This window comes from Natronobacterium haloterrestre (genome assembly GCF_900112205.1).
Taxonomy (GTDB): domain Archaea; phylum Halobacteriota; class Halobacteria; order Halobacteriales; family Natrialbaceae; genus Natronobacterium; species Natronobacterium haloterrestre.
Window position 1 is genome coordinate 131054 of record NZ_FOKW01000003.1, and the last position, 26907, is coordinate 157960.

Annotated in this window: 22 protein-coding genes; 14 read left to right on the top strand and 8 right to left on the bottom strand. The window is 67.0% G+C overall.

The genetic code is table 11. The features are described from left to right. Positions 1 to 592 precede the first annotated feature (592 nt). The 3 genes from BM113_RS07230 (at position 593) to BM113_RS07240 (ending at position 2838) form a co-directional block, all read left to right on the top strand. Positions 593 to 925 carry a winged helix-turn-helix domain-containing protein gene (locus tag BM113_RS07230; protein WP_089786650.1) on the top strand — a complete coding sequence of 111 codons (333 nt, stop codon included), beginning with the start codon at positions 593 to 595 and terminating at the stop codon, positions 923 to 925. A gap of 302 nt (positions 926 to 1227) precedes the next feature. Continuing rightward, positions 1228 to 1503 (top strand): PadR family transcriptional regulator, encoded by a 276-nt coding sequence (locus BM113_RS07235; protein WP_007142942.1) that lies wholly within the window; start codon positions 1228 to 1230, stop codon positions 1501 to 1503. A 324-nt stretch (positions 1504 to 1827) separates the two neighbouring features. Continuing rightward, a complete protein-coding gene (locus tag BM113_RS07240; protein WP_089786651.1) occupies positions 1828 to 2838 on the top strand; it encodes a DUF1616 domain-containing protein in 1011 nt (336 codons plus the stop codon). Positions 2839 to 3125: 287 nt separating this feature from the next. Here BM113_RS07240 and BM113_RS07245 read toward each other — a convergent pair whose 3' ends face one another. After that, entirely contained in the window at positions 3126 to 3662 is a 537-nt protein-coding gene (locus BM113_RS07245) for a DUF7344 domain-containing protein (RefSeq protein WP_089786653.1), read from the bottom strand. Positions 3663 to 4119: 457 nt separating this feature from the next. Here BM113_RS07245 and BM113_RS07250 point away from each other — a divergent pair, with 457 nt between their 5' ends. The 6 genes from BM113_RS07250 to BM113_RS07275 all read left to right on the top strand — a co-directional run bounded on the left by BM113_RS07250 (position 4120) and on the right by BM113_RS07275 (position 10488). Next, complete coding sequence (locus BM113_RS07250; RefSeq protein ID WP_007142939.1) at positions 4120 to 4707, top strand: acyltransferase; 588 nt, start codon at positions 4120 to 4122, stop codon at positions 4705 to 4707. Then, positions 4704 to 5945, top strand: a complete 1242-nt coding sequence (locus BM113_RS07255) for a DegT/DnrJ/EryC1/StrS family aminotransferase (protein ID WP_089786655.1) — start codon at positions 4704 to 4706, stop codon at positions 5943 to 5945. Before BM113_RS07250 ends, BM113_RS07255 begins: the two co-directional genes overlap by 4 nt. Beyond that, complete coding sequence (locus BM113_RS07260; protein ID WP_089786657.1) at positions 5942 to 6994, top strand: Gfo/Idh/MocA family protein; 1053 nt, start codon at positions 5942 to 5944, stop codon at positions 6992 to 6994. Before BM113_RS07255 ends, BM113_RS07260 begins: the two co-directional genes overlap by 4 nt. Then, complete coding sequence (locus BM113_RS07265) at positions 6994 to 8496, top strand: nucleotide sugar dehydrogenase (protein WP_089786659.1); 1503 nt, start codon at positions 6994 to 6996, stop codon at positions 8494 to 8496. Before BM113_RS07260 ends, BM113_RS07265 begins: the two co-directional genes overlap by 1 nt. Beyond that, the gene (locus tag BM113_RS07270) at positions 8483 to 9628 is read left to right on the top strand and encodes a glycosyltransferase family 2 protein (RefSeq protein WP_245758001.1); all 1146 of its coding nucleotides are present in this window, start codon (positions 8483 to 8485) and stop codon (positions 9626 to 9628) included. The genes BM113_RS07265 and BM113_RS07270 overlap by 14 nt, the downstream gene beginning before the upstream one ends. 188 nt (positions 9629 to 9816) lie before the next feature. Next, entirely contained in the window at positions 9817 to 10488 is a 672-nt protein-coding gene (locus BM113_RS07275; RefSeq protein ID WP_089786662.1) for a trimeric intracellular cation channel family protein, read from the top strand. 15 nt (positions 10489 to 10503) lie between these two features. Here BM113_RS07275 and BM113_RS07280 read toward each other — a convergent pair whose 3' ends face one another. The 5 genes from BM113_RS07280 to BM113_RS07300 all read right to left on the bottom strand — a co-directional run bounded on the left by BM113_RS07280 (position 10504) and on the right by BM113_RS07300 (position 16021). Then, positions 10504 to 11616, bottom strand: a complete 1113-nt coding sequence (locus BM113_RS07280) for a DUF354 domain-containing protein (protein WP_089786664.1) — start codon at positions 11614 to 11616, stop codon at positions 10504 to 10506. A gap of 73 nt (positions 11617 to 11689) precedes the next feature. Beyond that, positions 11690 to 12682, bottom strand: coding sequence for an NAD-dependent epimerase/dehydratase family protein (locus BM113_RS07285; RefSeq protein ID WP_089786665.1), 993 nt, complete (start codon positions 12680 to 12682; stop codon positions 11690 to 11692). Continuing rightward, positions 12679 to 13656: a DUF362 domain-containing protein gene (locus BM113_RS07290; RefSeq protein WP_089786667.1), complete on the bottom strand. Its 978-nt coding sequence runs from the start codon at positions 13654 to 13656 to the stop codon at positions 12679 to 12681. The genes BM113_RS07285 and BM113_RS07290 overlap by 4 nt, the downstream gene beginning before the upstream one ends. Positions 13657 to 13658: 2 nt before the next feature. Continuing rightward, complete coding sequence (locus BM113_RS07295) at positions 13659 to 14834, bottom strand: Gfo/Idh/MocA family protein (protein ID WP_089786669.1); 1176 nt, start codon at positions 14832 to 14834, stop codon at positions 13659 to 13661. Positions 14835 to 15058: 224 nt separating this feature from the next. Continuing rightward, complete coding sequence (locus BM113_RS07300) at positions 15059 to 16021, bottom strand: polysaccharide deacetylase family protein (RefSeq protein ID WP_089786670.1); 963 nt, start codon at positions 16019 to 16021, stop codon at positions 15059 to 15061. A 380-nt stretch (positions 16022 to 16401) separates the two neighbouring features. Between BM113_RS07300 and BM113_RS07305 the strand changes: the two genes are divergently transcribed. Together BM113_RS07305 and BM113_RS07310 are read left to right on the top strand one after the other, a co-directional pair. Next, on the top strand, positions 16402 to 17994 hold the full coding sequence (locus tag BM113_RS07305) for an alkaline phosphatase family protein (protein ID WP_089786672.1): 1593 nt from the start codon (positions 16402 to 16404) through the stop codon (positions 17992 to 17994). A 97-nt stretch (positions 17995 to 18091) separates the two neighbouring features. After that, complete coding sequence (locus BM113_RS07310; RefSeq protein WP_089786674.1) at positions 18092 to 18520, top strand: hypothetical protein; 429 nt, start codon at positions 18092 to 18094, stop codon at positions 18518 to 18520. 105 nt (positions 18521 to 18625) lie between these two features. Here the strand turns inward: BM113_RS07310 and BM113_RS07315 are convergent, their stop codons facing one another. Next, positions 18626 to 19930 carry a hypothetical protein gene (locus BM113_RS07315; RefSeq protein ID WP_089786675.1) on the bottom strand — a complete coding sequence of 435 codons (1305 nt, stop codon included), beginning with the start codon at positions 19928 to 19930 and terminating at the stop codon, positions 18626 to 18628. Between the two features lie 415 nt (positions 19931 to 20345). Here BM113_RS07315 and BM113_RS07320 point away from each other — a divergent pair, with 415 nt between their 5' ends. The 3 genes from BM113_RS07320 (at position 20346) to BM113_RS07330 (ending at position 25763) form a co-directional block, all read left to right on the top strand. Next, a complete protein-coding gene (locus tag BM113_RS07320) occupies positions 20346 to 22136 on the top strand; it encodes a hypothetical protein (RefSeq protein ID WP_089786677.1) in 1791 nt (596 codons plus the stop codon). Positions 22137 to 22557: 421 nt separating this feature from the next. Then, a complete protein-coding gene (locus BM113_RS07325; RefSeq protein ID WP_089786679.1) occupies positions 22558 to 23505 on the top strand; it encodes a hypothetical protein in 948 nt (315 codons plus the stop codon). Positions 23506 to 23981: 476 nt separating this feature from the next. After that, complete coding sequence (locus BM113_RS07330; protein ID WP_089786680.1) at positions 23982 to 25763, top strand: hypothetical protein; 1782 nt, start codon at positions 23982 to 23984, stop codon at positions 25761 to 25763. A 444-nt stretch (positions 25764 to 26207) separates the two neighbouring features. Here BM113_RS07330 and BM113_RS07335 read toward each other — a convergent pair whose 3' ends face one another. Further along, on the bottom strand, positions 26208 to 26807 hold the full coding sequence (locus tag BM113_RS07335; protein ID WP_089786682.1) for a DUF7344 domain-containing protein: 600 nt from the start codon (positions 26805 to 26807) through the stop codon (positions 26208 to 26210). Positions 26808 to 26907: the final 100 nt, after the last annotated feature.

The following is a 26907-nucleotide window of genomic DNA, read 5'->3' on the forward strand; positions in this document are numbered from 1 at the left end:
TGGGTATTGGGTGTTGGGTGTTCCGAGCGTGAAGATTGCGAACGGCGACGAGAGCACCGTCCGATTGGTTCGATTGGTTCGGTCAGTTCGATCGAGCCACGAGCGTCCGTATCGCCCGCGGTGTGTCGTACACAGTACACCCAGGGGAGCAGACGCGAATAAAGGACGGAGACCGTTCAGCCACGGAACGACCGCGAGCGCCGAGAAACACGGTGTTTGAGCGCCGAGATCGGAATCTAGCGAGCCACTGCGGGGCAGTTCGGGCCGATCCGCGACGCGCTCTTGTCAACGTGAATTCAGACGGGTTGGTCCGGGTTCGGTTTCCGGAGCCGCGGTTCGCCGTCGATTAAGCGCGTCGAAATCCGATATTTCCGATCGGAAACTCGATGTTTCGACTTCGAATGATGGTCTTTCCCCGAATAAGGTGGATCGTTATAAAATACTCCGATCGCTTACCGGTCGTATCGCTGGATAGTAATGGTGGTATGCGCGACGACGATCCACGGCAACCCCGGAGCCCCCGTATCGACCCCTCTCCCGATCGAGAGCGAACGGACCCGCCGAACTGAACTGACCGACAACGACACCGACGATGTCTACGCAAGCGAGTAACACCCGAACCGAACCGTCCCCGGACTCCGCCGCACAGCTCGACGTCCTCGGCGACGAGTGCGCACGAACTATCCTCGTCGCGACCAGCGAAGGGCCGAAAACGGCCAAGGAATTGACCGAGCGGACGGACAGCTCCTCCGCTACGGTGTATCGACGCATCAACAACCTGCTCGAGAGCGACTTCCTGGCGGAGTGTGTCAGGTTCGAGGAGGACGGTTCACACACCACCGCCTACGAGGCCACGATCGATCGACTCCGTATCGACGTCGGCCCCGGCGGAATCGACGTTACCCTCTCGGCGGCGGAGGAATGACGGCCAGTCTCGTCTCTCGGAACCGACAGCTCGACGCGGCAGGCATCTGTTACGCGATTTAGGTATTCCCGTTCTCTGGTGTCGGCATCGGGGTCCGCCCCAGCGGATTCGTGAAGGTCACGAAACGGCGGTCGCGACCGCGAACCGAACGACAACCCCGAGACGGCCGACGATCACGGAACCGTTTCGTTCACCGGAACGAACATTTAGTTCCCGGAGGGAAATATGAAAGAAGCACTAACAAGCCTGTATGATACGGATAACAAATATCTACTCAGTGGAACGGTCACTGTGATTGAGCAATGCACGATCTGACCGGCTTCCAGCGAGATCTGCTGTACGTGATCGCAGGGGCGGATCGACCGTCGGGCCAGACCGTCAAAGACGAAGTCGAGAAGTATTACAGCTCCGAGATCAATCACGGTCGGCTGTACCCGAACCTCGATACGCTCGTGAACAAAGAGCTCGTCGAGAAAGGCCAACTCGATAGACGGACGAACTACTACGCGATCACGGAAGCCGGTCGCCAGCGCATCGCCGAGCGCCGCGAGTGGGAAGAGCAGTACGTCGACTTCTGACGGCCTCGTACCCCGGCCCCCAGTTTCCGTTGCTGATCACACTTCCTTCTGACGGGACCTGTATCCCCATCCAAACGGCGCCACGATTCCGATCCGAGCGGCCGACAGACGCCCTCGAGCGGCGTATTCCGGGCCGGATCGATCGATCTCGGTCGGCGGTCTCCAGTCGCGTGCGTTTCGAGGCCGTCGACCGTCTGGGTCGGCCGAGAACCGAACAATAGTACGGTCATAACAAAACGGTTGAACCTCTTTCCACACATTCGAAATGACACGACCGTCCGAAGACGAGTCACGTGCGAGTCGAGGAAAACGGGGGGATCGTCGATGAGCTTTCGAACGGCGACGCGGACACGGCTCGGGTCCATCCGGAAGTACCCGACCGACCTCGCGGTCGTCTCGATCGCGGCCGTTGTAGCGTACCTCGTCGTGACGTCGGTACCCCCCGGTAACGAGATCCGGCTGTTCGCCACGTTCGGTCTCGCGCTGTTCTTTCCGGGGTACGGGCTCGTTTCGGTGCTGTTCCCGGCCGAAGCGCGCAACGCCCGCGAGGCGGCCGCGACCGAGGCGGAAACTCGCCCTCGAGGGATCGACGTGGTCGAGCGACTCGGGCTCTCGTTTGCGCTGTCGATCGCGGTCGTTCCGCCGATCGTGTTGGTCCTGGCGGTCACTGAGTGGGGGGTCACGCCCGAACCCGCCGCAGCGGCCCTCGGGGTCCTTACCGTAGCGTTCGCCCAACTCGGAGCGGTGCGACGGCTTCGAACACCCGAAGCCGATCGGTTTACTTTCTCGCTCGCGTCGCGGATCGCTCGAGTCCGCCGGGTCGGCTCCGGTCTGCAGGTTAGCTCGGTGCTGCTCGTGATCGCGATCGGGGTTGCCGTCGGCGCGCTCCTCGTGGGCTTTCTCGCACCGGCAGCGACCGGCGGTTTCGCCGAACTGGCGCTCTACTCCGAGAACCAGGACGGCGACCTCGTGGCCGGGGACCTCCCGGACGAGGTCGCGCCCGGTGAGCCGGTGCCGATCACGGTCGCGATCGAGAACCACGAGGACGAGCAAACGGAGTACACGGCCGTCGTCCAGCAACAGACCCTCGAGAACGGCGAGGTCGTCGAGCGGACGGAGCTCGGACAACTCGAGAGCAGCGTCTCCCCGGGAGACACCGCGATGAGCGAGTACGAGGCGACCCCGACGGCGGCACCGGGTGAAACGGTCCGGATCAGCGTCCTCCTCTACGAGGGCGAACCGCCGGCGGAGCCGACGAACGACAACGCCGTCGAGGACACCTACTTCTGGGTGACGGTAACTGAGGACGCCGCGGACGGAACTGACGAAGCGTAGCGGCGTTCGTTTCCGATACGGCTTCGGTGGGGTGCGGGATCGCTTTTCCGTCGGTGGATACGTCGTTCGTGTCCGCTGGCTCGGCGGTATATCGGGCTGACCTTGACCTGCTCGAGCGACTCGCGAGCGTGACTCACGTGTCACCCGAGTGGTCAGTGGTCGTCTGTACGCACACGGGAGTCGACATCGGAACGCACCGTCGACTGTGGGGTCGAAACCGTGGGTTCGAACCGGTGAGAAGTTGGAGGGCGACCACCGAACCCGCAGGTGTCTGAACGACTGTCTCGTTATCGACTCGCGGGTCCGAACGGTAACTGTACCTCGGGCCGTCGCGAGACGTGCTGTGCGAGCGAGATCACGAGGACGGCGACACACAGGACCAGGACCACGAGCGGCGCGGCGGCCGCGGTCGCCGGGCCCAGGGAGAGCCAGGCTCCGACGAACGCCGCCGCGCCAACTGCGGTCGCGACCGCGTAGTAGCGGTGCCACGGACGTTCGGCGCCGACGTGTCGGTCGAGGTACGGCTCGAACACCTCCTCGTCGGGGAGGAGTTCGATCCGGTGGCCGTCGGGATCCCAGTCGACGATCCCGTGATCCTCGAGCATCGGCAGGTGCGTCTGGTACAGGGAGATGTACACGCGACGCCGCTGTGTCCGCGTTACGTCGTCCGGTTCGGTGTCGTTCTCCCAGGCAGCGACCTGTTCGACCAGCGGCGCGAGATCGCAACTGCCGCCGCGTCGTTTCAGGTACTGGACCGTTCGACGCCTGCGAGCGTTACTGAACACGTCGAACAGTTCCGCCTGTGTGAGTTCGTGTTCAGACATGGGTGCCCTCGCGGTCCCGAATCGACTGTCGATCGGGGGTGTTCGGATACCTCACACCACCGAGTGCCATACGGGTTCCCTTTACTATCGCTCGGCTACCCGATCGAAATCGAATTGTACCCGTTAGAGCTCGTGACAGACGCCTAATCCGACGGTTCAGCGATCGGAAACTTTCGAACCGCCGGTGCCGGGGACGAGCGACGCTCGCTTGCGGGGTCGGGCAGACGTGGGTTACGAGCCCTGTAGTTCGTGGCTACGGACCCGTCAGGTCGGGGATAACAAAACCTCGTTACCCGCTGTATCAGGACGATTCCCACCCGGGTATCGAGTAACCAATGACACAGCGCCAACTACGACGACGATTACGAGTTCAGGGACGGACGACGGGACCGCCGCGCCCGCGCCCGACCCGGCGCGCGAGTCGACCGATCAGTAGCGGACGAACGGAGGTGAGCGGATGAGCAGCCAGCGACCCGTCGTGCGCGGCGACGACTGTACGATCGCGGACGACGCGACGGTAGGCCACGGCGAGTTCGACGAGCCGACGCGGATCGGCGACGGAGCCACGATCCGGTCCGGGTCGATCGTCTACGGCAACGTGACGATCGGTGACGAATTCACGACCGGCCACGACGTCCTCGTCCGGGAGGCGACCACCATCGGCGACGACGTCCTCGTCGGCACCAAGACGGTCATCGACGGCCGGACGACGATCGGCTCCCACGTCAGCCTCCAGACGAACGTCTACGTCCCGACCCAGACGACCATCCGGGACAACGTCTTCGTCGGTCCCGGTGCGGTCCTGACGAACGACCAGTACCCGATCCGGGTCGATACCGACCTCGAGGGGCCGACCCTCGAGACGGGGGTGTCGGTCGGGGCGAACGCGACGCTGTTGCCGGGCGTGACGATCGGCGAGAACTCGTTCGTAGCTGCCGGCTCCGTCGTGACGGAGGACGTGCCCCCGGATAGCCTCGCGGTCGGCTCGCCGGCGACCACCCGACCGCTGCCCGAACCGCTGAGTGGGACGAACCAGATCGCATGACAGACACGAATTACGATACCGATACCGATACCGATACCGAGCAGGAGGCCGAATCGGACGCGAATCCCGGAGGTAGGTCGGAACCGCAGGTCGAGGTAACCGTAGACGTCGAGGGGATGGAGGCGGACGCCGACTCAGACGGTGTCTCGATTGCGGATCCCGACGTCAGCCCGGCGGCCGTCGAACGCGTCGTCTCGCTCCTCGAGGACGGCGCCCTCGCGGACGGTCCGGAAGTCAGGGCCTTCGAGGAGGAGTTCGCCGCCTACTGCGGGACCGAAAACGCGGTCGCGACGTCGAACGGGACGACGGCGCTGCACGCCGCGCTCGAGGCGTTCGGCGTCGAGGACGGCGACGCCGTCGTCACCTCCCCGTTCTCGTTCGTCGCGAGCGCGAACGCGATCCGGCTCGCCGGCGGCAAACCCGTCTTCGCCGATATCGACCCCGAGACGTACACGCTCGATCCCGAGGCCGTCGAGCGGGTCGTCCGTGACCGGTCGGACGTCGTCGGGATCCTGCCGGTCCACCTCTACGGTCTGCCCGCGGACGTGCCGGCGCTGGTCGACGTCGCGGACGACCACGACCTGTTCGTCCTCGAGGACGCGTGCCAGGCTCACGGGGCCGAGGTCGACGGCGAACGGGCCGGCGAACTCGGCGACGCGGCCTGCTTCTCGTTCTATCCGACGAAGAATATGACGACGGGCGAGGGCGGCGCGGTCGCGACCGACCGGGAGGACGTCGCCGAGCGGGTGACCCGGTACGTCAACCACGGGCGGGCCGAGAGCGGCACTGGCGGCTACGACCACGTCGAACTCGGGCACAACTACCGGCTGACCAGCCCCGCGGCGGCGATCGGCCGCCACCAGCTCGAGCGCCTGCCCGAGTTCACCGAGACACGGCGAGAGAACGCGGCCTACTACGACGAGGAACTCGCCGAACTGCCGGTCGAGACGCCCACGGCGCCGGATGGCTACCGACACGTCTACCACCAGTACACGATCCGGAGCGACGACCGGGACGCCCTCGCAGGGACGCTCGAGGACCGCGGCGTCGACACCGCGGTCTACTACGGGACGCCGATCCACCGCCAGCCGGCCTACGAGACCGTCAGCACGGCCGCGGCGCGGTTCCCCGAGGCCGAACGGGCGGCCGACGAGGTCCTCTCCCTGCCCGTCCACCCGGGCGTCTCCGAATCGGATCGCCGAACGGTCGTCGATGCAGTTTACGAACACTACGAATGAGCGAACACAAACCCTCTCCGTCCACGCCGACGTCGCGGGCTGTCCGCGCGGGCGTCGTCGGCGTCGGTGCGATGGGCGAGAACCACGCGCGCGTCTACAGCGAACTCCCCGGCGTTTCCCTCGCAGGCGTCTCGGATCACGACGCCGACGTCGCCGAACGCGTCGCCGAGGAGTACGGCACCGACTCGGTCCCCCTCGAGACGCTGCTCGAGCGGTGTGACGTCGTCACCGTCGCGGTGCCGACGTCCGCCCACCACGAGGTCGTCTCGCAGTGTCTCGAGGCGGACGTCCACGTCCTGGTCGAGAAACCGATCGCCGAAACCGTCGAACAGGGCCGGGAACTGGCCCGCACGGCTCACGAGCGCGGACTCGTCCTCCAGGTGGGCCACATCGAGCGGTTCAATCCGGCGGTACGGACGATGGCCAACCTGATCGACGACCTCGAGGTCATCAGCCTCGAGGCCGAACGGCTCGGGCCGCCGATCGACCGGACGGCCCCCGGGAACGTCGTCTTCGACCTGATGGTTCACGACGTCGATATCGTCGGTTCGCTGCTCGGGGCCTCGCCCGACTCGGTGGCCGCGATGGGCACCCCGGACGGCCGGTACGCGACGGCGACGATGGAGTACGACGACGTCGTCGCCACCCTGACCGCGAGCCGCGTCACCCAGAAGAAAGTCCGGAAGCTCTCGGTGACCGCCCGGGAGTGTTTCGTCGAGGTGGACTTCCTCGAGCAGTCCGTGCTGATCCACCGCGACTCCTACCCCGAGTACGTCAACGACGAGGGGCAGAACCGCTACCGCCACGAGAGCGTCGTCGAGCGCCCGCGGATCGACAACGGCGAGCCGCTGCGCCACGAACTCGAGTCGTTCGTCGAGTCCGTCCGGACGGGGACGGAGCCCGAGGTCACCCCCGAAGACGGGATCGAGGCGCTCGAGACGGTGTTGACGATCGATTCGCTGGTCGACGGCGACCGCGCGAGTCGGGAAGAGGAGCCCGATCGCGAGCGAGCGCAGGATCCGAGCCAGGACCGGGAGGTGGAGATCTGATGGCCGTGGATGCCACGGATACCGACCCAGAAGACGCACCGATCCCGCTGTACGACTCCTCGCTCGCCGAGTCCCGACAGCGCGAGCGCCTGCTCGAGGGCGACGTGCCGGTCGCGGTCTACGGCCTCGGAAAGATGGGACTGCCGCTTTCGGCCGTCTACGCCGAAACGACCGGCAACGCCACCGGCGTCGACGTCGATCCCGAGGTCGTCGAGACCGTCAACGCCGGCGAGAGCCACGTCGTTGGCGAACCCGGGCTGGCCGACCTCGTCGCCGAACAGGTCGAGCAGGGTCGACTCGAGGCGACGACCGACGGCCCCGCCGCGGCCGACCGCGCTCGCGTCCACGTGATCATCGTCCCGACGCTACTGGACGAGGAGACCGAGCCGAACCTCGCGACCGTCGAGTCCGTCGCAAACGATATCGCTGCGGGACTGTCGCCGGGCGATCTGGTGATCGCCGAGTCGACGCTGCCGCCGGGCACCTGCCGGGACGTTCTCGAGCCCCACCTGGCGAGCGAGAGCGGTCTCGATCCGGACGAGTTCGGGCTGGCGTTCTGTCCAGAACGGACGTCCTCCGGCACCGCCCTGCGGGACATCCGCGGGGAGTATCCGAAGGTCGTCGGCGGGATCGACCAGGAGAGTACCCGCGCCGCGAGCCTGCTGTACGACGAGATCACGGACAACGAGGTCCACCCCGTCTCCGACGCGACGACCGCGGAGGCCGTCAAGGTCTTCGAGGGGATCTACCGGGACGTCAACATCGCCCTGGCCAACGAACTCGGCCGGCTCGCGGACGAACTCGAGATTTCCGTCCGGGAGGCGATCGGGACGGCCAACGACCTGCCGATGTGTCAGCTCCACGACCCCGGCCCCGGCGTCGGCGGCCACTGCATTCCGTACTACCCGCACTTCCTGCTGTCCAGGGCGGGGGAGCCGATGGACCTGACACGGACCGCCCGGCGCGTCAACGACTCCATGCCGAGCGTCGTCGTCGACCGCCTCGAGCGGGAACTCGCGGCCGAAGGAACCGACCTCGCGGACGCGTCGGTGGTCGTGCTCGGGATCACCTACCGTCCGGGCGTCGAGGAGACCCGCGCGTCGCCCGCGCTCGGCGTGATCAACGAACTGCACGACAGGCGCGCGGACGTGGCCGGCGTCGACCCGCTCGTCGATCCCGCAGACTACTGCGCCCGTCCCGTTGGGATCGACGACCTCGAGTCGGAGTCGTTCGACGCCGCCGTCCTCGTGACCCCTCACGAGGAGTTCGACCGCCTCGAGTGGGGTTCCCTCGAGCCGATGGTGGTCGTCGACGGCCGGGACGCCGTCGACCTCGCCGAAACGGATCACCGCGAGTACACGCTCGCGGGGTCCGCGTCGGGACGCGCGCCGCGGCCGAACCCGGCCGGGAGAGCCGACGACGCCCCTCGAGAGCCACCGGATACGAGCGCGGACCCGACCGAAGTCAGCAGAACCGATGGAGGAAACGATGTACAAGGGTAAATCGATCGCCGTCGTGGTCACGGCCTACCAGGAAGCGTCGTTCGTCGGACGGGTCATCGAGACGGTCCCCGAATTCGTCGACCGGATCTACGCGGTCGACGACGCCTCGCCCGACGATAGCTGGGAGGTGATCACCCGGGTCGCCGAGCGGATCAACGAGTCGACCGAGCCCGGTCACGAACTGGCGGTCGCAGACGGCGGTGACGGGCGACGCGTCGTCCCCATCCGGCACGACGAGAACCGCGGCTACGGCACGGCGGTCAAGACCGGCTACCGGCGGGCCGCGGCCGACGGCATCGACGTCGTCGCCGTGATGAACGGTGACGGACAGATGGACCCCGAAATCCTGGACCGGATCATCGACCCCGTCGTCACCGGCGAGGCAGACTACGCGAAGGGGAACCGGCTGCTCTACCCCGAGGACCGCGAAGGAATGTCGACGTTCCGGTTCGTCGGCAACGCCATGCTCACCGGCCTCTCGAAGTTCGCGTCCGGCTACTGGACGATCGGCGACCCGCAGAACGGCTACACCGCCATCTCGCGGGAGGCGATCGAGGAACTCGACCTCGAGGAGATCACGGACGAGTACGGCTTCCTCAACCACATCCTCACGCACCTGAACGTCGAGGGACTACGGGTGGCGGACGTCGCCATGTCGGCCGTCTACGGGGACGAGGAGAGCAGCATCGAGTACACGTCGTTCGTCCGGTACGTCTCCCTCCTCCTGCTGCAAAGCTTCCTGTGGCGGCTCAAGCGCCGCTACGTCGTCGAAGGGTTCCACCCCGCCGTGGTCTTCTACGGCACCGGGACGGCCGGGATGGCCGGCGGCGCGGCGGGACTTGCGGGTGCGATGAGGCGACTGCTCCGCGGCGAGGACGCCCTCGCCGAGTCGGTCGCCTCCTTCGCGACCATGCTACTCGGGGTCTGCTCGCTGGCCACCGCGATCCGGATGGACGCCGAGGAGAGCGAACACCTCGAGGTGACTCGCTACGAGTACGACACGGAAACCGACGCGGACTCCGTGGCTCGTTCGGGGTCGACGTCGCCGCCGGCAGTCGAGACCGACTCGAGCCGGGAACTCGAGGGGTCGACGGCGACCGGGCGGGCCGAACGGAATCGACCCCTCGACTGATTCTCGATCGCCCGGGAGGGGTGAGGGCGGTGCGTTCCGCGGGGAGGGCCGAGAACGAGTAGCAGCCGCTCCCGGCCGCCGAGAACCGGGGGCAATCGGAGACCGACCCTCGAGTGCCGTTGCGGCGCTCTCGGCGGCCCTTGCGGAGGGCACAGTGCTCAAGAGGCCCCCTCCCGTACCCGCGGGCAGTGATCCGGGAGTTCGTCGCAGTCGCGTTCGGTGACCCGTTCGCCGTCATGAACACGGTCGGCCTGATCGCGTTCGCGCTCGTGGGCTCCTCGAAGGCGATCCGCGAGGAGTTCGATCTGTTCGGGATCGCCGTCGTCGGGCTGGCGATGGCCTTCGCCGGCGGAGTGACCCGCGATCTCCTCGTGAGCCGGGTGCCGCTGACGCTGCAGTCGCCGATCGAGATCGCGCTGGGGCTGATCGGCGTCAGCCTGGCGATCGGCCTGAGCGCCGTCCTGTCGTCGCCCGACACCCACCCCATCACGCTCGTCTCCGACGCCGTCGGACTCGCGGCCTTCGCCACGACCGGCGCGATCGTCGCGACCGAAGCGAACGTCTCGGCGTTCGGCGTCGTCGCGATCGCAACGATCAACGCGGTCGGCGGCGGCGCGGTCGCCGACATCCTCCTCGATCGTGCTCCGTTCATCCTCTTCGACGACTTCTACGCGAGCTGTGCAGTCCTGGGCGGGAGCGCGTACTGGGCGGCGGTCACCGTAGGCGCGGCGGGTACCACCGCCGCGGCGCTCTGTGCGGTCGTGACCGTCGGGACCCGGCTGGCCGCAGTGACCTACGGCTGGCACCTCCCCACGATGCAGACCCTGGGGCTGATCGGGGGTCGAACGACCGACGAGTAGAGGGCGAGCGACGACTTACGGACGCTCCGACGCCGTGACCGACGCCGGTTGCAGCGCCGCCCTCGAGGAGCGCTCGAGTTCCTCGAGGTCGCCCGCCGCTTCCGCCACGTCGACCAGCAGGTCGGTCAGGTTCACGAGGTCGCCGACGTAGGTCCGGCGCCGTCGTCGCCAGCGGGCGTCGGCCCCGTCGTCGGCGAGTAACTCTATCGCGCGGTCCCGGACCCCGGCGTAGCCGTCGAACTGTTCGGCGAGGCCAACTCGCTCGAGTTCCCGGAACTCGCCGTACTCGTGATCGTCGGTCCCCCGGTACCGCAGTGCCGGCGTCCCGAGCAGTCCCGCCTCGGTGACCATCGTCCCGGTGTCGGCGATCAGCAGCGACGCCTCGGCCATCGCGTCGTGGATGAGCGCGGGATGGAGGTCGTACGGTCTGGCGGGGAGGTTCCGCAGGTCCATCTCGCCGCCCTCGTCCGAGACGAAGACGGTCGCACGCTCGCTCAACCGATCGATCAGGTCCCGGCGCTGCCGTCGGGTGAACCCCTCGAGGCCCGCGTCGTGGAGCGCGTCGAGGGCGTTGAACCGGACCAGCGCGTAGGGCTCGTCCTCGCCGACGCCGAGGTACTCGCGGACCGCGCCGTCGGCGTCGAAGATTTCGGGGTGGAGATACGCACACTCCTTGAAGCCGTCGAAGGTGTAGTGGGAATCGCCGAGGTCCCGACGGGTCACCCGCGGCGAGAGGATACAGTCGGCGAAGGGCCGCGAGACGGTGTGGTTGAAATCGCCCGGTTCGTCGTCGAGCACGAGCACGGTCGGCGCTCGAGCGACCGTGCCCGCGAGGGCTGCGTAGGGGCCGCGGCCGAAGACGACGTCCGGCCCGAACCGGAGCGCCTCGCGGACGATCGAACCCAGTTGCCCGCCGAGTTCGCGCGCGATCGTCGCCGTGGAGGAGGCGGCCACGTCGTGCTCGCCGTAGCGACGATAAGGAAGGCCGTAGAACTCGAGTAGGTCCGTCGTACAGGCGTACTCCCGGGTCAGTACGAGGACCTCGTGACCGGCGTCCTCGAGTCGATCGACGGCGTGGCGGTACAGGTGGACGTGTGCAGGCGTGTTCGCGAAGACCAGAATCCGCATCGGGTTCGTCAAGGGTCGCTCCGGGCTTTGTAATAGGAACCGTACAGCCGGTCCTCGAGGCCGTTACGGGGGATTAGTCCCGGAATTCCTTCCGGTACCACTCGAGGGTCTCGGGAAGGTGAGCTTCCAGCGGCCGGTACTCGTAGCCGAGCTCTTCGCTGGCCTTCTTCGAGGTGTAAAACAGGCGTTCGGTCGCCAGGCGGGCCATGTCGCGGTTGAACGGGAAGACCTGCCGGTTCGCGACCGCCCCGACCGTCTCCGCGACGGGGCCGGCCGCACGGATCGCGGTCGCGGGAACGCGGACCCGTGCCGGTATCGCAGTCCCGTTCGCCGCGTCGGCGATCCGCCGGACCGCCCGATCGTAGGTGAGGTTCTCGCCGCCGAGGATGTAGTGGTCGCCGGCCTCGCCGTGCTCGTAGGCCCGCACGATGCCGTCGACGACGTCGTCGACACCGACGATGCTCAACCCGCCCGGGAGGTGAGCCGGCATCGTCGGCTCGAGGCCCATCGCCAGTAGTTGCGGCGTAAACGACTCGTCGCCGGGCCCGAAGACCGAGGTCGGGTGGACCGTGACCGCGTCGCCGGCATCGTCGTCCGCGTAGCGATCGACCAGCCGCTCCGCGGCCGCCTTCCCCTCCTGGTAGGCACCGATCGGGTCCGCGACGTCTCCCTCGGCCGCGAAGGCGTCGCCGTTCCCTGGTCGGCGGGTGCCCGCCGTGCTGGTGAACACGAGGCGGCCGACCTCGCCCTCACAGCCCCGACAGGCCTCGAGGACGTTCGCCGTGCCGTCCCGGTTGACGCGGACGACGGTGTCCGGATCGGCGCTCCAGAGGCCGACGCCAGCAAGGTGAAAGACCGCGTCCGCGCCGTCGACGAGCGAACGCAGCGTCGGCCCGTCGAAGAGGTCGCCGACGTACCACTCGACGTCCGAGTCGGCGAGGCGACCGCGGTCCGAACTCGGTCGGCTCAGCCCGCGCACCGCCCAGCCGTCCGCGAGCAACCGCTCGCAGAGGTGGCTCCCGAGGAAGCCGGTCGCGCCGGTGACTGCGGCGGTTCGTCCAGTCATCGTCTCGCCTCGAGTTGCGGCGGCACGGCGTCGTCCCCCACGGCGGCGTAGAGCCGGTAGGCCACCGAGACGGCCGGGTGCGTGTCGTCGGCGGGTGGTAACTCGCCGTCGGGCATCCGTTCCCGGAGCGTCTCGAGGTCCGGCACGTCGCCGATCGGGGAGACGGTGATCGAGGCGTCGTCCCCCTCGAGGGCGGCCGACAGCGCGTCGTCCGCCGGGAGGTCCCGGTCGAGCAACACCGCGCCGAGGGCGTCGACGGCGGTCGTCGGCCCGGCCAGCAGGACGTCGGACGCGTGCGGACGCCCGCCGTAGGTCGTCGCGGCGTCTACCACCGTCCAGGCGGGATCGATCGTTCGCACCGCGCCGACGACGGCCGCCGGGTCTTCGTCGGGTCCCGCCACAGTGGAGCCGCCGGAGCCGACGACCCGAGCGATCGCCCGCATCCCGCCCGCCACGGTCCCGGCCTCGGTCGGCCGCAGCGTCGGCACGGGGACGACGCCCCCCTCCACGAGCCGTTCCGGGATCCGGAGATCGACCGCTCGATCCCCGTCGGAGACGGTCCTGAGCGACCGGCGCCCGTCCGCGAGGTCGACGAGGTCCGCGTCCGCGTCGGCCCGCTCGAGCGCCTCGCGATACCCCAGGTAGGCGGCCGTGCGATCGAAGTCGATTCGGTCGTCGCTGGCACCCGCAACGGACACCTCGGCGTCGGGGTGCTCCCGGCGGATCGTCGCCGCGACCGCGCCGACCACGGCCGGATCGGTCACCATCCCGGAGGAGGGATGGAACGGGTAGTGTGCGTCCGGGAGGATCGTCACCCGGTCGGCGTCGGCCGCGATTTCGACGCCCTCGAGCAGGTCCGCCACCGCAGGCCGGAAGCGGTCGAGTCGACGCTCGAGGTCCGGCGTCCAGCCGGTTCGGGCGTCGTCGCCGTCGGCGCGTGTCACGCGCACCGTCGGATCGCCGGACACGGTCATGGTCACAGGGTCACCTCCGCTTCGTCCTGGTCCCGGTCACCGTCTCGGTCGCTGTCGCGAGCGTCCGCCTCCGCTTCAAACGGTTCCTCGCGGTCGCGCTTCCGTGCGTCCTCGGCCGCCAGTTCGTACGCCTGCTCGGCCAGCGCGAGCGTCCGCCTGCCGTCCTCGCCGTCGACCGGCGGCGACTCGCCCGCGCGGACCGCGTCGCAGAAGTCCTCGAGCGCCCGGTAGTGGGCCTGCAGGTAGAACGTAGGGCCGAACACCGTCGGCGCGTCGTCGGTAACGCGGCTCGCGACGTTCCTCAGGGCTTCCTTCGCCGCGTCGACGTAGAAGTTGTCGGGCAGGTGGTCCTCGTTGCTGATCGTCCCCGTGACGCCCTCGAGCCGAAGTCGGGTGTTCACCTCGGGGAGTTCCTCCCACTGGTAGGAGCCACAGTGCAGCGTGATCGTCGTCCCGGTCTCGGGAGCCTCGAGGAGCACCGTCGCCGCGTCCTCGACGGGGATCTCCAGGGTCGTGCCGAGCGACGCACTCCGCACCTCGAGTTCGCCGAACAGGTGCTCGAGGACGTCGAAACAGTGGATGCCGAGCTCGAGCAGGGAGCCGCCGCCGGCCGCCTCGGGGTCCAGCGGCCACGACGCGGGGGCGGAGTCGGCGGGCGGCCGGCCGAGCGGGCCGTCGTTGAGCCGCGTCATCGAGGCGTAGGGGACGTGTCCGACCGTCCCGTCCGCGTATTCCTCGGCGACGCCGACGATATCGGGCTGGTATCGCAGCGTGTGGTCGACGCCGACCGCGATGGCCCCGTCCGCCGCGGCCTCGAGGAGTCGATCCGCCTCGTCGGTCGAGCGAGCGAGGGGTTTTTCGACGAAGACGTCGACACCGGCTTCGGCGGCCCGTTCGACCGCCTCGCGGTGGAGGACGGGCGGCAACGCGACGACCGCGACGTCGAGGGCCTCGGCCTCGAGCAGCGCCGCGTAGTCGTCGTAGGTCCGGGCCACGCCGGCGCGTTCGGCGCGCCTGCGGTTCTCCGGAACGGCGTCGGCGGCGGCGACGACCTCGACGTCGGCCATCGCCCGTGCCGACTTCAGATGTACCATGCCGATATTTCCGACCCCGAGTACCCCCAGTCGGAGCGTACTCGAGTCGGTCCGCCGGCTGAACGGTGACGAAAGCGAGAGCATCTGGCAGAGAGGGAGCCGTCTGCGGGCTTTGTTATCTGCGACGTACAGCCTCGGGGGTGTGAGTAGCCGTTCCCGTGGCTGGCGGTGATCGGTCGGCCTACCGAATTAGGCGTCAGCAACGGTCGAACGGTCCCGACCGCCACGGTAATGGTCCAGGCATCGACTGCAGGGTCGAATCGAACCACTCCGCCCGATTCGATGCGACAGTCCGGGCTGGACCGCCACTAGTCGTCGTCGGCCGTCTTCGTCTCCGGCCCGCCGTCGGCCGCGACGGTCCCCCCATCGATCCCCCGTGCGACGGCGAGCCGTTCGGCGACGTCACCCATCGTCTCGACGGCGAGGTCGGTCTCGGTCCGGCGACGATCGAGATAGGAGAGGATCGCCCGCATGCGCCGGTCATCCCGCTCGCGAGTGAGGTTGTTCGGGTGGAGCCACATGTGGAACAGGCCGTCGTTTCGCACCGCCTGATCGATCCCCCGGCGAGCCTGGACGACCATCGGATCCTCCCAGATCGACTCCGCGACGGTACGTACCGGCCCCTCGAACCCGAACAGGAACAGCGAGGCCGGCACGTCGATCAGGCCGTACTCGTCGACCGTCGGCTGGACGAGCATCGACCGCGACCGGACCGTCGAGTCGACCAATCCGCGAACCCCATCGTAGGTCGGCGATCGCCCTCTGTACGCGGAGATCCCGTATTCGGCGAGCACGTCGCGATGTCCGACGTCGTTGCGCGGGTAGACGAACGAGTCGACCGACTCACCCCACTCGTCGGCGACCTCGAGACTGCGCTCGAGTTCGGCCCGTGCGATCTCACGGTCAGTTTCCGGCCGTCCGAAGAGGACGTGGGAGAACGAGTGGCTGGCGAACTCGTGATCGACGTCGGAGTCGACGACACCCCGGACGAGATCGGGGGCGAAGCGCAGGTCCTCGCGGTCCGCCCACTCGCCGCGTTCGCGGTCGAACCAGCCGTCGAGCGTGGGATGATCCGCGTGGACGCCGTCACAGGACTCGAGCATGAGGTGTCCGACGACTGCCCACGTCGCGGGCACGTCGAACTCGGCGCAGAGATCGAGCATTCGACGCCAGCCGCGACGGCCGGATTCGACCCGCTCGAGCGGCGGTCGTTCGAGGTCGTGAAAGCCCCAGCCGAGTTCGGCGTCGAGCGATATCACGACGCTACCCACGGAACCCACCACCGGTGTTCATGCTCGTCAGTCTGTGGACCGAACGGTTTTGTTATTGATCGCCTTTCGATAGCAAGGCGGCCCGAGACGATCGTTTCAGAGTCGCTACGGCGTGGAGTGACGAACGGTCCGCCGGTTACGAGGACGATGAGCGATGCTCGACTGTCGTTCCACGGACCGAACCGGTTCGACGCCCAACAGCTCCTCCGTCGGAGAACGTCGTCGCCGCGAACAGTAGGCCGAGCTAACAGCGGCGGTCGCCCGGGACGGCCGAGGTAAGGTCATCGAACGACGACAGACAGGGCGACCGACACGCCTGAACACTCCTTATAACAAAGCGTCAATCGGGTCACCTCCACGACAGCAGGTTTCTCGCAATCATGAGCGGATCTTCCCCCACGTCCCAGCGAGCGTTCGTACTCGGCCTCGACGGCGTACCGTGGCGATTGATCGAGCGGTGGAGCGACGAGGGCGAGCTGCCCAACTTCGCGAAACTCCGCGAAGAAGGAGCCTCCGGCCCGCTCGAGAGCACGACGCCACCGACGACGCCGCTTGCGTGGCCGTCGATCGCGACCGGCGTCTGGCCGGACAAACACGGGATCTACGGCTTCCAGAACCTCTCTTCGGAATACTCCCACGAGATGTACACCAGTCACGACGTGAAGCAGCCGCCGCTGTGGGAGCAGGTCTCGCCGGCCCACGTCGGGAACGTCCCGATGACCTACCCGGCGCGTGAGATCGACGGCACGATGGTGACCGGGATGATGACGCCGTCGACCGAGCGGGAGTTCACCCACCCGCCGGAGCTCAAAGACGAGATCGACCGCCGGATCCCCGACTACGAGATCAGCCTCGATTACCCCGAGTACGCGGATCGGCTGGACGACTTCGAGACCGCCGTCTCGGAGATGCTCGCGGACCGGCGCGAACTGATGCGCCTGCAGATGGAGAACGCCGGCGACGACTGGCGGCTGTTCTTCTTCGTCTACACGGCCCCCGACCGGTTCCAGCACCTCATCTGGGACATGGACCGGCTGCTCGAGCACTACCGGTCGCTCGACGACGTTCTCGGCGAGGTGATGTCGTACACGGACCGTCACGACGCCGATCTCTACGTGGTCTCGGACCACGGGTTCGGGGAGATCGAGCAGCTGGTCTACGTCAACCACATCCTCGAGCGGGAGGGGTACCTCTTCAGGCGCGAGGACGAGGGGACCCGGGGGGCGCTCGCGAGCCTCGGCATCTCCCGGGACCGCATCCGGGACGCGCTCCAGCGCGTCGGCATCTCGGAGGAGGTGCTCGTCTCGAAGCTCCCGCGACGATTGCTCGATACGGTCGCCGAGCAGATCCCCGGCGACCACGCCCTCTACGACGTCGACTACGAGCGGACCATGGCCTTCGTCCACGACGCCGGCAACTGCTACATCAACGACACCGCACGGTTCGACAACGGCGTCGTCGATCCGGAGAACGTCCCGGACATAAAGGCGGAGCTAGCGGAGGTGTTCGAGTCCGTTACCGACAGTGAGGGCCGCCAACTGCTCCAGGTCTACGACGGCGAGGAGCTGTTCCCCACCGACGAGTCGTCGCCGGATCTGATCGTCAACGGGATCGACGGCTACGAGTCGCGAAACGCGATCGCCGACGAGCCCTTCGGCGACACCGGAACCTACGCCGCGAGCCACCGCAGCACGGGGATCGTCCTCTGTCGCGGCCCATCGATCGACGCAGGGGCGACCCTGCGCGGCGCACGCGTCGTCGACGTCGCGCCGACGCTGCTACACGGGATCGGCGAACCGGTCCCGAAGAACGCCGACGGCAGGGTGCTGTTCGACGCCTTCGACGAGGAGGCGAAGCCGGCCACCACGAAGGTCAGGCGGTCCGACGTTTCGCGGCTCGAGACCGACGACGACGTCGACGAGGACTTCGACGACGTCGAGGATCGGTTGAAGGGCCTGGGGTACATGGAGTAGCGGGGTAGCCGGGCGGACGGCCGACCCGTCGGTCCCGGCTTCAATCGGGCGGTTTCGCAAGCACGAGGTCTACACTGGTCGCGAGCGTGGGCGTCGTATGGTCGACGACGACCTCGAACTCGAGCGCGACCTCGGCGAGGCGACGATCGTGTACGAGGACCCCGACGAGGGGACGGTCCGGAAGACGGTCCCGAACGAGCACGTCGCGTACTTCCAGGACCACTGGATCATCAAGACCGACGAGGACGAGGAGGGCAACGACATCGTGCGACGGATCCCCTCGAGGCGGGTCCACTACGTCGAACGATCGGTCGAACGGTTCGAAGAGGAGGTGGAGACGCTGGTCGATCAGGTCCAGTCGTTCGCGTCGGAGCTCCGGACCAAGATCCCGGTCGGCGGGGACGACGAGGAAGGGGCCGAACGCGGCGGGGAGACCGAACCGCTCGAGATCGACATCGACGAGGGCGAACCCGGCGGGGGAGCTGGAGGCGCGAACCGGCCCGGCGGCACGGACCGGGACGAGTGATACGGGTTACTGTGAGTCAGTTCCGGCGTACCCGCCGTACGGGCCGCGGGTGCGCCGGTCCATCGGGACAGGGACCCGTCTGAGGTGACGGCGTTCCCACCGAGGTTACTGCGAGCGTACGCGATCCAGTCCCGACTGGATCGATTTCCAGGTCGGGTAGGCCACGTTGTAGACGCTCGAGGGCGTGTTCCGCGCGCCCGCACGAAGGAGCCGGTGGGAGAGCGGCGACTCCGCCTCGGAGACGAGCGCCTCGAGATCGGTCTCGGCCAGCCACTCGAAAAAGCGGCGTTCGGCCGGTGACGACGGTTCCGTCTCGCGGGCTCGCTCCCGAATGTCCGCCCACATGTATCGCTCGTCCTGGCCGAGTTCCCAGTCGCCGCGTTCCATGGCTCGCCGGATCTCGTCGTACTCCTCGTGGGAGAACGGGTAGCCGTGTGCGGTCGGATCGAGGCCGGACAGTCGGAGGCCGACGGCCGTCCGGTAGCACTTCTCGCACTCGCCGCAGTTGCCGTCCATCCGCCGGTTGCAGGTCTGTAGCTCGAGGGTGGGGGCCTCCGCCTCGACGTAGTCGGCGATGACGTCGACCCGCTCCTGGCGGGTGAGTTCGTAGCCGTCGTGGTGACACCGGGTGCCGGCCCACCGGACGCGGTCGTCGATCGCCGGGCACGACCCCCACTCGAGGTCGATGCCCTCCCAGTGGGTCGCGGCGACGTACACGTCCTCGACGCCGCGGACGTACGCCATCGGAGCGCAAAGCCCCAGCAGGCCGAGGCCGTGCCCGACGGAACTGTACCAGGCCCCGTCGACGCGGTGTCTGTAATGGGCGAGCAGCATGGCGTGGTCGAGCGCCTCGAGGGCGTTGGTCTCGAGGAACGCGGTCTCGAGGCCGCGATCGGCGGCGAACGCGGAGACGCGATCCCGGAGGTCGTTCCAGTCGTCGTCGTCCGCGGGATCGGGCGTGATCGTCCACCCGCGGATGCTCGCGAGGATGGGGGTCTCCTCGCGGTGACGGACGTACGAACAGGTCGAATCGACGCCGCCCGTAAAGAGGAGGGCACTCTCGCCGGCCGCGGTAGGGTCCGGGTCGACCGTCCGGCGGGCGTAGAGGTCGCCGCCCTCCATGAACTCGTACATCGACTCGAGAACGTCCTGGACGTCCTCGAGCGCGTGGGCGAAGGTCTCGTCGACCTCCTCGACGTAGACGTCCGCGCCGTTCGCCCAGGCGACGGGGCAGACGTTCGCGAGCACCGGAATAGCGAGGACGCCGTCGGGGACGTCCTCGATCGGGCGGTCGTAGGTGACTTCGAACGGCTCCCCCGTGAAGAACCGTTCCACCCGTCCCCGCGGGCGCACGTCACACTCGAGACTCCTGCCATCGGCGGTGATATCGTCGATAACGATCGCTGACATGCTGAAAGTCGTTGCTCCGAGACATCACGACCGTCGTCAAAAACTATCGGTATCGTTGATCCGTCGTCGCAGCCGAAACGTCTCCGTAGCGACGACGCCGTTCGGATAGGATCGGCGTACACGGTCGAGAGGGCTGGATCGTGATCGGATCCGCCGTCGCCGACCACTCGAGTCTCCGACCCGGGTCCCGTCCTGCGATCGGTCGGTCCTCTGGAGGATCGCCCGCTCGCCGAGCGTCGCCCGTACGCTGCCGAAACGAGCAGTCCCGTTCTCCCCCGGAACGCCCCGAGAACCGCCGATACCGCGCTCGAGCGGTATGATCCGTATAACAAACTCCGATATCGGTGAGGGATTTCCAAGAGATGCGTTTCGACGTGACGCGAACCGAACGCGAGACGGAGGGGAGACTGAACCGATGAGACGAACGATACTCGAGGGCGTGTTCGCGGGCGGATTCGTCGCCGTCGCGGCCGGCGTTCTCATCGCGCGCGAGAACCCGGCAACGGGGTACGAGTCGTCCGTCTACGCGGGCACGCCGTCCGCGACGTGGGCCGCGTTCGCGCTGGCGCTGGCGATCGCCGTCGGCACCGCAATCGTCTGTCGCGGCTGGTACCAGGGAGTCGGGATCGGTCTCGGCGCGCTGACCGTCACCGCCATCGTGAGCCTCCCGGTGATCCGGAACTACCGGTACGCCGGGATGGGTGACGCGATGACCCACCTGGGCTGGACACGGGACATCGTCGGCGGCAAACTCGAGCCCCACGAACTGTTCTATCCGGCCGTCCACTCGATCGGCTCGGTGCTTGGCGAGGTCGGCGGCATCCCCGTCGAACGGGCGTTGCTGGTCACGATGGTCGTCCTGTTCGTTCCCTTCCTGGTGTTCGTTCCGCTGGTCGTTCGGAACGTTAGCGGGAGCGCTGCGGCGATCGGGTTCGGCGCGATCGTCTCCTGGATGGTGCTGCCGGTCAACAACGTCGCGACGCACATGGGCGTGCACACGAACTCGAACGCGCTGTTTTTCGTCCCGGTGGTCGTCTTCGCGGTCGTCGCGTATCTCCGGCGGCGGGCGGTCATCGAGCGACTGCCGCTCGGCCTCTCGCCGTTCAGCGTGCTCATCTTCCTGAGCGGCGTCGCGCTCCTCCTGATCCACCCCCAGCAGATGGTCAACGTCGTCGTCCTCGTCGGTGCGATCGCGCTCGTCCAGTTCCTCGCACGCCGCCAGTACGACGACCACCCGATGGTCGACCACCCGACCGCGTACGCACACGCGGCGGTCCTCGGGCTCGTGTTCCTCGCCTGGTCGGCCTCGAACGAACGGTTCAGGGACGCGATCTCGAGCGTCGTCTACGGACTTTTCGCGGAGGACATCGGAGCCGGGGCCGAGGTCGGCCAGCGCGAGGCGTCCCTGGTCGAGATCGGCGGCAGCATCGGCGAACTGTTCGTGGCGCTGTTCCTCGACGCTGCGATCATCGGTCTCATCGTCGCGCTGTTCGTCCTGGCGATGTGGCTGGGGCGGACGAAGGTCGAACGGGAGACCGCCGCGTTCGTCACCTACCTCGCGCTCGCGTTGATTCCGCTCGGAGGAATCCTGGCGCTGTACTTCGTCGGCACCCCGACGATGGCGTTCCGCCAGATCGGCTTCATCTACGTCGTGGTGACGATCCTCGCCGGCGTCGCCGTCGCCCACCTCGCCGGCGGCCTCGGGCGGTTCGTGACTCGCCCGGGGGCGAACGCCGTCGTCGCGCTCGCGCTCGGTGCGTGTCTCATGCTGGGACTGCTGACGGTCTTCACCTCGCCCCTGATCTACGACCCCGGTCAGCACGTGACCGACCAGCAGTTCAGCGGCTACGAATCGAGCTTCGAGCACGCCGCCGAGGACCGACCCCATGCCGGCCTCGGGTACGATCCCTACCGGTACGACCACGGACTCTACGGCCTCGAGCGTGAAGACGTGCTCAGCGGCGCGACGATCGAGACGGGCGAGGTCGATCCCGACCGGTTCGGAGCGGGCAACTACAGCGGGGCCTACCATGGCGTCGACTACTACCTGACCGTCACGGAGTACGATCTCACTCGCGAGGTCGACGTCTACCAGGAACTCTACTACAGCGAGTCGTCGATCGCCGAACTCGAGTCCAGCCCCGAGGCGGACAAGGTGATTTCGAACGGCGAGTTCTCGATGTACGCGGTCGACGGCACCGAGTAGTCGCCCCCGCTTCATCTCGTCTCATTTCATCTCATCTTCACCGGTCGGTTCGATCCTGCACATTTCCACCCCCCTGTTGTCCCGTCGGTTCGATTCCCGACCGCTCGAGACCGGCAGTAATCGACCGCTGTTTTCTCCCTCGAGAGTGACTCTCCGCCCGGCTGACCCGTTTCTCGGATCGCGCCGGGTTCGGCCCCAATCTCGAAAACCGGCTGCAGAACGACTCTGGCCGGAGTAATAGACTTTTTATTCGGAAAACATCCCGTTGCGACGGCCGTTTCGGCCCGGTTTTCGTTCGTATCTTCCTGAACGAAGTCGGCTAGATTGTGTCCAGAACAACATCGTTACAAATTATTTGCGTAAATTTAATCGATGGCTCCAAAGAAAAGTTTATGAGTGTAAGTCGGAGTTACCCAAGTGTATGGCGCAGCATCCCCGAACGTCCGAGACGGACGAAACTTCGATTGCAGACCGTAACAACGGATTAACCCGCCGAAGCTACGTGCGCTCGCTCGCTGCGGTCGCGACTGCGGCGACGTCCGTCGGCGCGGCCGGCACCGCGGCGGCCGACGGAGACGACTACGAAGTCATCGAGGCCTCCGGTCAGACGATCACCATCGACTCCGGTGAGACCTGGGAGAACAAGCTGATCGACATGACGACCGGCCAGGACGTGGTCATCACGGCACACGGCACCGACTGGACGATCCGGAACGTCGGCTTCAAGGGGGAAAACACGTCCGGCACCGGATCGGCCACGTTCGGTATCTCCGACACCGACCCGAACGGCTCGAGCACCATCGAGAACGTCTACCTCGGTGACGGCTCCGACAGCCGTAACGCGAGTTCGAGCGGTCACGGCCAGACCGCGTTCTGGGTCGACCCCGACCACGCCGGCCACATCGACTTCGAGAACGTCAACATCCAGGGGTTCGCGGACAACGCGATCTACGGCTCGGCCCCCGGCTCCGGTGCGGGCGGAACGATCCACATCGACAGTAGCTTCGCCGCGAACTGTTACGTCTCTCACTTCCGTCTCGCGACGGAGGGGAGCAAGGTGACGAACTCGAGCGTCTACGTCGACGACGAGGGCTACGCCGGCCGCGGTATCTGGGCGTGGGCCCCCGGCACGATCGAGGTCGAGAACTGCCAGATCGAGATGAACGGGCAGAACACGGCCATCGACGCCGGCGCGAACGGCAAAGCGACCGACGTGGTCGTCAAAGACACCGACTACGACGATGCCGCAGGGATCAGCGAACACGCCGGCTCGAACGTCCGGCTGGGGGACGACGTCGGCACGGACCCCGAGCCGTTCATCCCCGAGGGCGTCCCGCGCAGTCCGGAAGAAGCCGCCGCCGGCGACTGATCGACGGACCCCGCTGACGCAGCTCTCCGTGGTGGGATTGCTGCACCCCTCCTTCCGTCTCGGTACCCGTCGACACGACGCCGCCCCCGGCCCCCGCTGACGTTTTCGTTCGATTTCGTTCCCGTTTTTCGACGTTCGCGCTCGAGCGGTGCGGCCGCGATCGTCCAGTCATCCGGTTGCGTTCCTGCGGTCGACGACGCATCGCAGTACGCCCGTTCGACGCCGTCGGAGGCTGACGGTTCGAGTCGGTAATACGGTTTTACCCGACAACGACGTGGAACGTATATGCACGAAACGGGCCGGAATTCGGGTAATACTGAGTTACTTCCGTCGTCGGCTATCGATTCTCCTCCGTTGCAATCGACGACGAAAAGTAAAAATTCTATGAACGAACAGTATGTATCTTGTTACAGTACGTAAATTTTAGGGCTGTGTAAAGGGAAAGTTTATGCCGGTAGTTTCCAATTACTGGATACATGGCACGCGAACCTTCGGTACCGGACGACGAATCGCTCGGGGACGATGGCGACGGGACGGCGACGAACGACGGTAATACCGGATTACTGGATCGGCGGTCGTACGTCAAACTGGCCGGCGTGACGGGTGCGGCCGCCGCGGTAACCCTTCCGGGGGCCGTCACCGCCGACGAGGAAGACGAGGAGTACGAGGAGATCACCGCCCGCGGCCAGGTCATCAGGATCGGCCGCGGGGAGACGTTCGAGAACAAACTCATCGACCTCACGACCGGCGACAGCGTCCTGCTGCTCGTCGAGGGCGGCGACTCCGTCATCCGGAACGTCGGATTCGAGGGGCTTCACCGCGGCGACGAGTTCATGATCTCGATCAACGCGCCCAGCGGCGACGTCCTCGTCGAGAACGTTTACCTCGGCGACGGCTCGACCAAGGAGGGCGAGAGCTTCGTCCACGGCCCCGGCGCCGTCTTCTATCACAAGCAGGCCGGTTGCGACGTGACCTTCCGACACTGTAACGTCCAGGGGTGGCCGAACAACGGCTTCTACTGTTCGAACACCGCCTCCGGTGGCTCGGTCCGGTTCGAGAACTGCTACGGGAAGAACAACGGCGTCTCCACGTTCCGGGTCGCCGGCGGAAACGACGCCGTCGTGAACTGCGTCGCCTACAACGACGGCACCGACTACGGCCCCGGCTGGGGCGGCTACACCGAGGACGCCGGTCGCCCGCTGTGGGTCTGGCCCGGCGGAACGGTCGAGGTCAGGGACTCGGAGTTCGCCGCGGGATCGTACCCCTACGCGGCCGTCATGCGCAACAGCGGCTCCGCGCGGATGACCGGCGGCGCGATCCAGGGACAGGTTCAGGGCAGCGGCCTCCAACGCTCCGACGTCTCGAGTTCGCCCGACCTCTCGCTGCCGCAGGGCGTTCCGACGTCGGCCCGTGAGGCCGCGGCGGGCGGGTCCGACTCGAGTGCCGGACGGAGCGACGACGACGAACTCCCGCACGTCCTGCTGTTCGACGGCGACGAGTCCGACGTTTCGCGATACGAGTTCGTCGTCGACGGCGAGGTCGAACCCGCGACCCACGACGGCGCGACGATCGACGAGGAAACCGAAATCGAGGACGGTACCGTCTACGGGGTCGTCGCCGACTGGAAGGACGCGTTCCGCTTCGATGGCGAGGTCGAGACGCTAACGGTCGACGGCCCGGCGACGGTCCTGCTCGACGGCGAGGAGGTCGACCCCGACGAGTTCGGCGAGGAACTGCCCCACACCCTCACGGTCGAGGGACGGGGCGAGCCGACGAGCTACGAGATCACGGTCGACGGCACGATCGAGTTCGACGGGGCCGAGGACCCCGACGACGAGGCGACGACGGTGTCGGGATCGACGGTCCAGAGCTCCGTGACCGACGCGAGCCAGTCGTTCCGGTTCTCGGGTACAGTGACTGACGTGGCGATCATCGAGGGTGAGGCCGTCGTCACCATCGACGGCGAAGAGATCGATCCCGACGAGTACGGCGACGACGAACTGCTGCCCCACGCGATCCTCATCGACGGGGCCGACGCGGAGGATCCGACGACGTACTCCTTCGAGGTCTCCGGCAAGATCGTCGAAGCGAGTTTCTGCGATCTCACGATCGACGACGAACGCGTCTACGAGGACGGCGTCGTCCGCGGCGCGGTCGGCGACGGCCGCGATGCGTACTGGTTCGACGGCGGCTTCGAGGACTTCAGGCTGCTGGGCGATGCCTCGGTCGACGTCCAGTTCAACGCCCGCGACCAGTAGTCAGGTACCGCTTCCCCTCCAGACACCTCGTCGCCGCTACGGCACGCCCGAGTTCGACCCGATCGGTGATGGCCGGACGGGGTCGCGCCGGTCGCGACTACGTCTACGTAGTTGAACGGCCGCGTAGGAAAGTGGCTCCCGCGCCTGGAACAGCAAGCTGGCACGCGAACTGCTCCGGTACTGGATGACGGTCGCCGGGAGCCATTCGACGATACGCGGGGCATGACTAAAAGTCCTTCCTGAATTATCCCGCCGCGTAGGAGATGTATTACGAGGCCGTGAGACGGCGGAGAGGCCACAGCGAGAACTGGGACGGGACGACTGGACGAAGAACCGACGCTCGAGGCTCGTGACCCGGGACTCGAGTTCGGTTTCGGGCTCGAGGTGAGACACGGAGCCGCGGGGTACGGGCCGGGAACGCAGAGAACGTGCGAGTCGGCGAGGTCACTCGATCCGGTCCAGTTTCCCGTCGACGTTTCGCTCCTGTTTTCGATTGGCCACGGCATGGGCGATCGAGAGACCACAGAGCGCGACGAGGATCGCTCCGGCGAGCCCGATCGTCGGGATGGCCGAAAGCACCGGTGCCCCGAGGAACGCGCCCCCGATCAGGACCGCGCCGATCGCGCTCAACGCGCCGTACCATCGGTCCCACCGATCCCGTTGATGCGACTCCGTATCCAGGTACATCATCAGGAGATCGGCGTTGTCCGACAGCGAGATCAGGCCCCGATCCTGATCGTACTCGACGATTCCGGCGTCGTCCATCTTTGGCAGGTGGGTCTGGTAGAGGGCAACGTAGACGCGCTTTCGCTGGTCGGAACTGAGCGCGTTGACGTCCGTATCGTTCTCCCAGGCCGCGATCTGCTCGGCGAGTTCGCCGAGAGTCACGGTCTCTTCGGCCTCGAGCAGGTAGGCGAGCACTTCCCGTCGGCGACGGTTCTTGAGGAGTTCGAAAATGACGTCCTTCGAGAGTCGTTCGTCGTCGTCTCCGTCACCGACGGAGGAGGCGAGTTCGTCGGGCAAAGAGGTATCGATCGACGACATTATCGGGACCCTCCGGCGGCCGGACCCGGGGACAGCGTCCGGCTTCGCCACCGCGTGCGGTCGAGAACGTCGCCGCGGTTCCGGCCCGGCGACGACCGCT

Coding starts and splice junctions, on each gene's coding strand:
- BM113_RS07305 (WP_089786672.1), top strand. CDS start 16,402: ATGAGCGGATCTTCCCCCACGTCCCAGCGAGCGTTCGTACTCGGCCTC.
- BM113_RS07270 (WP_245758001.1), top strand. CDS start 8,483: ATGTACAAGGGTAAATCGATCGCCGTCGTGGTCACGGCCTACCAGGAA.
- BM113_RS07310 (WP_089786674.1), top strand. CDS start 18,092: ATGGTCGACGACGACCTCGAACTCGAGCGCGACCTCGGCGAGGCGACG.
- BM113_RS07335 (WP_089786682.1), bottom strand. CDS start 26,807: ATGTCGTCGATCGATACCTCTTTGCCCGACGAACTCGCCTCCTCCGTC.
- BM113_RS07325 (WP_089786679.1), top strand. CDS start 22,558: ATGGCGCAGCATCCCCGAACGTCCGAGACGGACGAAACTTCGATTGCA.
- BM113_RS07280 (WP_089786664.1), bottom strand. CDS start 11,616: ATGCGGATTCTGGTCTTCGCGAACACGCCTGCACACGTCCACCTGTAC.
- BM113_RS07295 (WP_089786669.1), bottom strand. CDS start 14,834: ATGCTCTCGCTTTCGTCACCGTTCAGCCGGCGGACCGACTCGAGTACG.
- BM113_RS07285 (WP_089786665.1), bottom strand. CDS start 12,682: ATGACTGGACGAACCGCCGCAGTCACCGGCGCGACCGGCTTCCTCGGG.
- BM113_RS07320 (WP_089786677.1), top strand. CDS start 20,346: ATGAGACGAACGATACTCGAGGGCGTGTTCGCGGGCGGATTCGTCGCC.
- BM113_RS07330 (WP_089786680.1), top strand. CDS start 23,982: ATGGCACGCGAACCTTCGGTACCGGACGACGAATCGCTCGGGGACGAT.
- BM113_RS07290 (WP_089786667.1), bottom strand. CDS start 13,656: ATGACCGTGTCCGGCGATCCGACGGTGCGCGTGACACGCGCCGACGGC.
- BM113_RS07240 (WP_089786651.1), top strand. CDS start 1,828: ATGAGCTTTCGAACGGCGACGCGGACACGGCTCGGGTCCATCCGGAAG.
- BM113_RS07265 (WP_089786659.1), top strand. CDS start 6,994: ATGGCCGTGGATGCCACGGATACCGACCCAGAAGACGCACCGATCCCG.
- BM113_RS07315 (WP_089786675.1), bottom strand. CDS start 19,930: ATGTCAGCGATCGTTATCGACGATATCACCGCCGATGGCAGGAGTCTC.
- BM113_RS07230 (WP_089786650.1), top strand. CDS start 593: ATGTCTACGCAAGCGAGTAACACCCGAACCGAACCGTCCCCGGACTCC.
- BM113_RS07235 (WP_007142942.1), top strand. CDS start 1,228: ATGCACGATCTGACCGGCTTCCAGCGAGATCTGCTGTACGTGATCGCA.
- BM113_RS07260 (WP_089786657.1), top strand. CDS start 5,942: ATGAGCGAACACAAACCCTCTCCGTCCACGCCGACGTCGCGGGCTGTC.
- BM113_RS07245 (WP_089786653.1), bottom strand. CDS start 3,662: ATGTCTGAACACGAACTCACACAGGCGGAACTGTTCGACGTGTTCAGT.
- BM113_RS07255 (WP_089786655.1), top strand. CDS start 4,704: ATGACAGACACGAATTACGATACCGATACCGATACCGATACCGAGCAG.
- BM113_RS07250 (WP_007142939.1), top strand. CDS start 4,120: ATGAGCAGCCAGCGACCCGTCGTGCGCGGCGACGACTGTACGATCGCG.